The organism is Acidovorax facilis, assembly GCF_023913775.1.
GTDB lineage: Bacteria > Pseudomonadota > Gammaproteobacteria > Burkholderiales > Burkholderiaceae_C > Acidovorax > Acidovorax facilis.
Genome location: NZ_JAMXAX010000193.1, coordinates 1 through 8,566, shown reverse-complemented (window position 1 = coordinate 8,566; position 8,566 = coordinate 1). Strand labels below are relative to the sequence as shown.

Here is an 8,566-nt window from a genome sequence, read left to right as displayed (position 1 = left end):
AGCAAGTAGGCGGTGTCTCGATCTACGGCGATGAAGCGGCTCATGCAGGGGAGGTCTTTTTAAACTGGCGCGATTTTCCAGGCCGCCGCCCACTCGCGGTAGGCGGGAAAGCCCGACAAGCTCCTAGGCCAGTTGGCCACCATGCCCTTGGCGCGGCGCAGGGGGCATCCAAGGCTACCAAGACCAAAATCGACGCGGCATTGTGTGCCCGCTGTCTCTATGTGGGTGCACGGTGCGCACGCCGCCATCACACGCCGCCATCACATGCGGAACTGACGGCACTGGCCTACAGCTGCCCGCAAATCGGGCCGCCCATACTGCGTTGATGAAAACGCACCTCTGCTCCCACCGCTTCACCCAGGGGCCGCTGGCGTTGGCCCTGGCAGGGTCCATGGCTCTGGCCCTGGCCCAGCCGGCCACCCCTCGCCCCGGCCTGGGTCCGAACCCGCAATTGCCTGCACCGGAAAAGAGTGGCCTGGTGCCCACCTTCAACATCGCACCTGCACAGGGTTGGCCGCAGGGCGCCCAGCCGCAGGCCCCTGCGGGGTTCAAGGTCACGGCGCTGGCGCGTGGGCTGGACCATCCGCGCTGGGTCTACACCCTCCCCAATGGCGATGTGCTGGTCGCTGAAAGCAACAAGCCGCCGCCTGCAGAGGGCGCCAAAAACGTGCACTCCGACGGTCTGCGTGGCTTGGCCATGGGCCTGGTGATGAAACGCGCTGGCGCCGGCACGCCCAGCGCCAACCGCATCACGCTGCTGCGCGATACGGACGGTGACGGCGTGGCGGATGTGCGCACCGCCTTTATGCAAGACCTGCTCTCGCCCTTTGGCATGGCGTTGGTGGGAACCCAGCTCTTCATTGCCACGGCCGACGGTGTGGTGAAGGTGCCTTACGAAACCGGGCAGACCTCGGTCAACACGGCACCCGTCAGGCTCACCGATCTGCCCGCCGGGGCCAATCACCACTGGACCAAGAACATCATCGCCAGCCCCGATGGCCGCAAGCTGTATGCCACCGTGGGCTCCAACAGCAATGCGGGCGACAACGGCATGGCGGCGGAAGAGGGCCGCGCCGCCATCTGGGAGGTGGACGTGGAGACTGGCAGCAAGCGGCTGTTTGCCACCGGCCTGCGCAACCCCAACGGCCTGGGCTGGGAGTCGCAGAGCAAGCTGCTCTGGACGGTGGTGAACGAACGCGACGAACTGGGCAACGAGCTGGTGCCCGACTACCTCACCTCGGTGAAGGGCGGCGCCTTTTACGGCTGGCCCTGGAGCTACTGGGGCCAGCATGTGGACACCCGTGTCAACCCGCCCAACCCCGACATGGTGGCCAAGGCCATCGCGCCCGACTTTGGCCTGGGTTCACACGTTGCGCCGCTGGGCCTGGCGTTCTCCGACGCCCGCATGCCCGGCGCCTACGCCAGCGGCGCGTTCATCGGCCAGCACGGCTCGTGGAACCGCAAGGAGCTGACGGGCTATAACGTGGTGTTCGTTCCCTTTGCCGACGGGCGCCCCTCGGGGCCTCCCCAGCCGTTTCTGACGGGCTTCTTGAGCAAGGACGGCGACGCCTATGGCCGCCCGGTGGGCGTGGCGCTGGACGGCAAGGGCGCGTTGCTGGTGGCCGACGACGTGGGCAACGTGGTCTGGCGCGTGGTGCGGTCCGAATGACGTCTGCGTAGGTGCTCGGCCCTTCGTTGCGGTGGTTCGCATGACCGCCACGGGGCCACAGCAGACTATCCTGCGGCTTGCGGGGCGTGGCCCCTGTGCCCGCCACGCGACGCTTCGTAAAACCCCGTTCAGAAATTCCCCAACCAGGAATCGGCACCCATGTCTTTTGCAGCCACCCATTGGCCCCACGCCGCCCAAGTTAACCGGGTTGCCCGCATCCTGGCCAGTTGCGCGTGCGTGGTGGCGCACGCCCATGCCCATGCGCAAGATAGCCCGGCCGATCCCGCCCAGTCACTGCCCACCACGCCCCCCACACTTGAAATCCAGCAGGTCACCGGCAGCGCGCAGGCGCAGCGCCAGTTTGACAGTGCCGCCAGCCACAGCAGCGTGGCCGTGGATGCCTTCACGGCCCCTACGCCATTGGTGAACCTTTCGGAGCTGCTGGCCGGGCAGGCTGGCGTGGTGGCCACAGACCGGGGCAACTATGCGCAGGATCTGCAGATCGCGGTGCGGGGCTTTGGCTCCCGCGCCACCTTTGGTGTGCGGGGTGTGCGGATTCTGGTGGACGGCATCCCCGCCACCATGCCCGACGGCCAGGGCCAGGCGGCCACCGCGCACCTGCCGTCGGCTAGCCAGGTCGAAGTGTTGCGCGGCCCGCTCGCGCAGCTGTATGGCAACGCCGCAGGGGGCGTGGTGCAGGTCACCACCCGCGCGCCCCGGCCCGGCGGTGGCGCCCAGGCGGGGGTGGCGTTGGGCTCGTTCGGCCAGCGGCTGGTGGACGCATCCTTGGACTTTGGCGACCAGCGCCTGGGCGGGCTGCTGGGGGTGTCGCACTTCGAAACCGAGGGCTGGCGCGGCCACAGCGCCGCGCGGCGCACGCACCTCAACGCCAAGCTGCAGGCCCAGCCCGACAGCCGCACACGCATCACAGCCCTGGTCAACCTGTACGACCAGCCCATGGCGCAAGACCCGCTGGGCCTCACACGCGCGCAGTTCGATGGCGACCCGCGCCAGGCCGGCGCCCTGGCCACCACCTTCAACACCCGCAAGTCGGTGGACCAGAACCAGCTGGGCCTGGTGCTGGAGCGCCAGCTCAGCGACACCGACAGCGTGCGGCTGCGCGCCTATGGCGGTGGGCGGCGGCTCACGCAGTACCTGTCTTTTAGCGGCGCGGCGGCCAACAGCGCAGGCGGGGTGGTGGACCTGGACCGCAGCTACCAGGGCGCGGCCGCCACCTGGACGCGGGCCGTGCGCCTGCCCTCGGGCCTGCCGCTGACGTGGACGGTGGGGGCAGAGGTCAACCGCCTGTCTGAACACCGCCAGGGGTTTGTGAACAACGCGGGCACCAGCGGTGCGCTGCGGCGCGACGAACAAGACGGTGCCACCAACACCGATGTGTATGCCCAGGTCGACGCCTGGCTCTCGCCGCGCTGGCGCGCCATCGCCGGGCTGCGCGCCAGCCAGGTGCGCGTGAAGGTGGATGACCGCTACATCACCCCCGCCAACCCCGACGACAGTGGCGCGCGCAACTGGCGCCACACCAGCCCCGCGTTGGGTCTGGTGTGGGCCGCCACCGACCAGCTCAACCTGTACGCCAACGCAGGCCAGGGCTTTGAAACCCCCACGCTGGCCGAGATGGCCTACAGCACCGGCAACACCGGCCCCAATTTCGGACTGGCTGCCGCCCGCAGCCGCCAGTGGGAGGTGGGCGCCAAGTGGCAAGGCACCCACCAGCAGCTGGAGCTGGCATGGTTCGACACCCGCAGCCAGGGCGAGATCGTGCCCGTGGCCACGGTCAACGGCCGCTCGGTGTTCCAGAACGTGGACAACGTGCGGCGCCGAGGGCTAGAGGTGGGTTGGCGTGCACAGTGGGGCACCTGGGCCCCGCGCGCCAGCTACACCTACCTGGATGCCCACTTTGGCAGCGCCTACGCCGGGGCAGGGGGCGCCAACGTCGCCGCAGGCAACCAGTTGCCGGGCACAGCGCGGCACGCTGCGCAGCTTGCCATCGACTACGCGCCCACCACACGCTGGCAACTGGGTGCCACGGCGAACGTGTCGGGGCCGGTGTTTGCCAACGATGTCAACAGCGAGCGGGCCGCAGGCTTTGCCGTGCTGGGCCTGCACGCGGCCTACGGCTGGGGCGGCCAACAAGCAGGTCCAGGTGCAGGTGCAGGCACGACGCGCTGGCAGCTCTGGGCCCGGCTCGACAACGTGTTCAACCGCCACCACGCAGCCACCCTCATCGTGAACGACGCCAACGGCCGCTACTTCGAGCCCGCCGCGGGCAGGCGCCTCATGGTGGGGCTGCGCGCGCAGTTCATGTAGTCGAGGTGGTCTGGCCCCGGGGCCCTTCCATCGCCACGGAAGGGCCTGCGTGCAGGCAGCTGCAACCACGGCCTACCGCTCCGCCATCGGCACAAACACCACGGTGCGTTCCGCGCACTCCACATCGCCGGGCGGTTGCCACAGGTCGCTGGCCAGCTCAAAGATGTGCGGCGGCACCACCATCGAAAACGTCTCTCCCTGTTCGGCATTGCGCCGCAACACGCGCTCGCGGCGCACGTCGCGCGGAGCATCGAGCACATACACCACCATGGTGTCGGCCCACGGCCCCATGCGGGCATAGAAGGCGTCGCGCTGGTGCTGCTGGATCAGGCCCACCTCCAGCACGACATCGTGGCCCGCATCCAGCACGGCCTCGGCGGTCTTCCAGATTTGCGCCAGGCAGCGCAGCGTGCGCGGCACATACCAGGCCATCACATCGGCCATGTCAGCCGTGTCGGGCCGGTCGGGCGAGAACAGCGTGGCCATCCAGTCGTCCAGGTTCAGCGGCACGGCGCGGTGCTGCTGCACCAGGTGGCGCACAAAGGTGGACTTGCCCGCTCCCACCGGGCCGATGACCAGGTGGATGCGGGGGGCGGTGCCTGCAACGGCTGCGGGGGCGGTGTGGGTCGAAGCGGTGTGCATGTGAAAAAGGCTCCAGAAATGCAAAAAGCCCTCTCTGCAAGCAGGGAGAGCTTTCCATAGGGCAGACGAAAAAAAGCCCTCAACGGTGGTGGAGGGCTTTGCGGTTCGCTCCGATCCCAAAGATCAGGTGCGAGGTGGGCAGTGTAGGTGGCAGGCGCTGGCTGCGTCAACCCACGGGCAGCGTGGGCGCGACGAATGCCGAACTGCCCTCAGGGCGCTTTGGCTGGCGCGATGTGCCGCTGAAAGAACACCAGCACCTGGGCATTGAAACCCTGATGAAAAGCCACCCGGTCAAACCCTGCTGCATCGCGGCAGATGCCGGGCACTGCCTCGGCCAGCGCTGGTGAGCAGGGCGCCAGAAAGGCGAAGTGCCCCGCGTTGGCTGCCACGTGCCAGTCCGGCGCGCTGGGCAGGCCCTGGCGCACCGTCTCCACGCTTTGCAGCGTGACGCCATCACCACCCAGCGCCGAGGCCCACAGCTGGATGGGGGTTCTGACGTGCCCCAGGCCCTTGGCATCGAAGACGCTCAAGGGGTCGACGATGACTGCCGCCCGAATGCGCGGGTCCGGCGCAGGGGTGGCGGGGATTTCTTTGCGCCGGATCTCGCCGCACAAGGGCCGGGTGGATAGCGGCGAGCACAGGTCTTGCCGAGACGTCCAGTCCGGCACGGCGCCGATGGCCACCAGGCCCGTGTAGCCACCGCGTGAAAAGCCAAAGAAACCGACCTTGCCCGCGTCCAGCTGCGCGTGCTGGGGCCAGGCGCCCAGCATGTAATCCGTGAGCCGCTTCATGTCCACCGGCCGCGTGGCAAAGGCCGACAGGTAGCCCTGGCGGCTCAGGTCCTGAAAGTTGTCACCCGGGTGGTTGATGGTGGCCACCACATAGCCCGCATCGGCCAGCGTGGCCGCCGTGTCGTGGTGCCCCAGGGCCGAGCCGCCCGTGCCGTGCGACATGACGATCAATGGCAGGCCCTGGCCGGTGAGGGGGCAGTCCCGCGTGCCTTGCAGCACCAGGGGTGACAGGTCGATGCGGCCCGGCGGCGCGCTGCAGGGCGACCACACGGCGCCGCGCAGCGCGGGCCCGTCCTTGTCTGCGGGCACCTCGATAAAGGCAAAGCCCGCAGCCTGGGCCAGGGTGGTGGCGCAGCAGAACGCTGCGGGCAAAAGGGAACGAAAGAGCCAGCGAAAACGGGTCATAGGGATGTGGTGGGGCGGATGGGAATCAGCAGGTCGGTGCGCAGGTCCGCCTGCGCGGCGTTGCGGGGGGAGTTTAGGTAGTGCTCCAGCGTGGGGCGGTCGTCCGGCTCATAGCCGCTGGCCGGGAGCCAGCGTGTGTGGATGGCCGCCAGTGCCGCGTTGATGCGCGTGTAGGGGCCGGTGAGCGTGTGGCGTGCGTACAGGCCTGCCGGGATGTCCAGCCGTTCCAGCCCGCCATCTGCCGCAGGGAGCGGCTCTGGGAGCACCACCGCCGCGTAGTAGCGAAACCCGCCGCCCAGGTCCTGCGGGTCTCCGCACGATGCGCCCAGCCGGTGGGCTGCGCGCTGCCCGCACTGCAGGTACAGCCGCCGCTGCGTGTGGGGGATGGTGGATGGCGGCCCCTGGTGGCGCAATGCATGCAGGCGCTGCGCCGGACGCTCCACGATCTGCACGGCCAGCGATTGCTCGGCCTTCGCGTGAGCGCGTTTGGCGCCTGGATCGAGGATGAGGCGGTGCATGTCCCGCTGGAACGCCCGTGGCGACTGCCCGGTGAACTGGCTGAACGCGCGGGTGAAGGCCTGCGGGCTGTCGTACCCCACCTCCATCGCCACCTGCGTGATGCTCTGCCCGCCTTGCTCCAGCAGCCGCGTGGCCAAGGCCAGGCGCACGCGGCGCACCGTGGCGGCCACGGTTTCGCCCGCAATGCTGCTGTAGACGCGGTGGAAGTGGAAAGGGGAAAAGTGGGCAATGGCGGCCAGGTCCTCCAGCCGATGCGCTGCCAGCGGGTGCGCCACGATGTGGGCGATCACGCGGGCCACGCGGTCGCGGTAGTGCTGATCGGCGCTCTGGTCCAGGCTCATGGCCGCAGAGTGTGCCGCAGCTTGCGCGTCGGTACTTAGCCGATCTTGCTACTTTGTGGCCGGGTGCCGCGGTAGCGCTGCGCTACTTAGAGCGGCTGACAAAAATCAGCGAAGCGGTTCTGGCTAGGCGCTGCGTCGCAGGCAGTACGAGCAGTACGACAAGACGCGGCAACAACGCCAGAAGAGTTTTGTTAGCTGCTCTTATTGCCCAAACACCAGCGCCTGGTGCGCCCCCACACCCGCCAGCACCCCTTCGGCCGAGGCCAGCGTGGCGTTGTGCCGCATCAGCGTCAGGTCGCCTGCGGCATACACGCCGGGCACGGTGGTCATCTTGTTGGCATCGGTGCGGAGGTACGGGCCCATAGGGCCGTCGTCCAACGCGCAGCCCAGCTGCTCGGCCAGCGGGCTGGCGGGGCTCGTGGTGGCGGCCACATACAGCGCAGCCAGCGGCACCACACGCGCATCGCCGCCGCCAGTGGCTTGCAGCCGCACACCCTGCATCGCCTGGCCCGGGCCTTCCAGCGCGGCGATGGGTGCGGGCTCGATGGTTATGCCCAGCGCCAGCAGCCGCTCGCGCTCGGCGTTCTCCAGCGTGGTGTCGCCGTTCAGGAAGAGGGTGGTCGGGCCCCAGTCGGCAATCAGTTGCGCGTGCATGGCCGAGCCTGCCGAGTGGTACAGCACGCCCAGCCGCTGGCCTGCAAATTCATAGCCGTGGCAATACGGGCAGTGCAAAACCGTGGCACCCCAGCGCTCGCGCAGGCCCGCAATCTCAGGCAAACCATCCTGCACGCCAAAGGCCAGCACCAGCTTGTGAGCCTCCATGTGCGTGCCATCGTCCAGCGCCACGGCAAAGCCGCTCTCCGGCGACCCCGCGCTTTGCTGCGCCGTGGCCGACACCACCGTGCCCTGCACAAAACCCACCGTGGGGTAGGCCGCCAGCTTGCGCCGCGCCTGCTCGATCATCGCCAGCGGCGGCTCGCCGTCTTGCCCAAAGAAGCCGTGCGACGCCGCCGCAAACCGGTTGCGCGGCTGGCCTGCGTCCACCACACACACCCGCCGCCGGGCCCGCGCCAGCTGCATTGCGGCTGACAGGCCGGCAAAGCTGCCGCCTATCACGATCACCTCATACGCTTGGGTGGTGGTCATTGCTGCTCTCGCCATGCTCAATCTCCTTGTGCCCGTGGCACCCGGCCACCATGCGTTCATGAAACTCGGCCGACAGCTGCGCCAGCGTCACCTCGCCCAGCCGCGCCAGCAGCGCTTCTTCGGCCGCCTGGTAGGCATCGGTCAGCGCGCGGTTCACCGCCTGCTCCACGATGCAGCCCGGGCTCTCCACCCTGTTACCCACCGCCAGCAGCGTGGGCGCGCCCAGCGCCTCGTAGATGTCGCGGAGCGTGATGTCGGTGAGCGGGCACGACAGCACCCACCCGCCGCCATGCCCCTTGGCCGACGACACAAAACCCGCATACCGCAGCCCCGCCATCAGGCGGCGCACCACCACCGGGTTGGTCTGCATGGCCTGCGCCATGGCCTCAGACGTGGCGGGCCCCTCCATCTCTGCCATGTGCAGCAGCGCGTGGAGAACATTGGAAAGGCGGCTATCTCGTTTCATGCAACATTAAAAGTTGCGTGATGCTAGCATGCAACCAGAAACATTGCTGGCGCACGAACAGACAACTACTGAATCAATAGCTACTAGCGCTTGATGGATAAGCGCTAGAGGCCAATTTGGCTTGATTTCTGTGACACGTTGCCCACCCCAACCGTTCGGGTTGAGCCTGTCGAAACTCTGCGCTGACCTTGCAAACCCGTTGGACAAACTCATCGCAACAGCGCAGTACCCACCGCGCGCACCACACACCATGACCCAT

General features: G+C 68.2%; 7 protein-coding genes. 2 read left to right on the top strand and 5 right to left on the bottom strand.

Annotated elements, in window-relative coordinates:
* Nucleotides 1-325 precede the first annotated feature (325 nt).
* Both NFX52_RS28430 and NFX52_RS28425 read left to right on the top strand, forming a co-directional pair.
* Entirely contained in the window at nt 326-1,669 is a 1,344-nt protein-coding gene (locus NFX52_RS28430) for a PQQ-dependent sugar dehydrogenase (protein ID WP_377808570.1), read from the top strand.
* Nucleotides 1,670-1,828: 159 nt separating this feature from the next.
* On the top strand, nt 1,829-3,997 hold the full coding sequence (locus NFX52_RS28425; RefSeq protein WP_055400865.1) for a TonB-dependent receptor family protein: 2,169 nt from the start codon (nt 1,829-1,831) through the stop codon (nt 3,995-3,997).
* A gap of 72 nt (nt 3,998-4,069) precedes the next feature.
* On the opposite strand, the gene NFX52_RS28420 is transcribed toward NFX52_RS28425, so the two are convergent.
* The 5 genes from NFX52_RS28420 to NFX52_RS28400 all read right to left on the bottom strand — a co-directional run bounded on the left by NFX52_RS28420 (nt 4,070) and on the right by NFX52_RS28400 (nt 8,307).
* Entirely contained in the window at nt 4,070-4,639 is a 570-nt protein-coding gene (locus NFX52_RS28420) for a P-loop nucleotide/nucleoside kinase family protein (protein ID WP_055400867.1), read from the bottom strand.
* Between the two features lie 209 nt (nt 4,640-4,848).
* Entirely contained in the window at nt 4,849-5,835 is a 987-nt protein-coding gene (locus tag NFX52_RS28415) for an alpha/beta hydrolase family protein (protein WP_055400869.1), read from the bottom strand.
* The gene (locus NFX52_RS28410) at nt 5,832-6,695 is read right to left on the bottom strand and encodes an AraC family transcriptional regulator (protein ID WP_055400871.1); all 864 of its coding nucleotides are present in this window, start codon (nt 6,693-6,695) and stop codon (nt 5,832-5,834) included. Before NFX52_RS28410 ends, NFX52_RS28415 begins: the two co-directional genes overlap by 4 nt.
* Nucleotides 6,696-6,896: 201 nt before the next feature.
* On the bottom strand, nt 6,897-7,841 hold the full coding sequence (locus NFX52_RS28405; RefSeq protein WP_055400872.1) for an NAD(P)/FAD-dependent oxidoreductase: 945 nt from the start codon (nt 7,839-7,841) through the stop codon (nt 6,897-6,899).
* Entirely contained in the window at nt 7,819-8,307 is a 489-nt protein-coding gene (locus tag NFX52_RS28400; RefSeq protein WP_055400873.1) for an Rrf2 family transcriptional regulator, read from the bottom strand. Before NFX52_RS28400 ends, NFX52_RS28405 begins: the two co-directional genes overlap by 23 nt.
* Nucleotides 8,308-8,566 lie beyond the last annotated feature (259 nt).

Coding starts and splice junctions, on each gene's coding strand:
- NFX52_RS28430 (WP_377808570.1), top strand. CDS start 326: ATGAAAACGCACCTCTGCTCCCACCGCTTCACCCAGGGGCCGCTGGCG.
- NFX52_RS28425 (WP_055400865.1), top strand. CDS start 1,829: ATGTCTTTTGCAGCCACCCATTGGCCCCACGCCGCCCAAGTTAACCGG.
- NFX52_RS28420 (WP_055400867.1), bottom strand. CDS start 4,639: ATGCACACCGCTTCGACCCACACCGCCCCCGCAGCCGTTGCAGGCACC.
- NFX52_RS28415 (WP_055400869.1), bottom strand. CDS start 5,835: ATGACCCGTTTTCGCTGGCTCTTTCGTTCCCTTTTGCCCGCAGCGTTC.
- NFX52_RS28410 (WP_055400871.1), bottom strand. CDS start 6,695: ATGAGCCTGGACCAGAGCGCCGATCAGCACTACCGCGACCGCGTGGCC.
- NFX52_RS28405 (WP_055400872.1), bottom strand. CDS start 7,841: ATGACCACCACCCAAGCGTATGAGGTGATCGTGATAGGCGGCAGCTTT.
- NFX52_RS28400 (WP_055400873.1), bottom strand. CDS start 8,307: ATGAAACGAGATAGCCGCCTTTCCAATGTTCTCCACGCGCTGCTGCAC.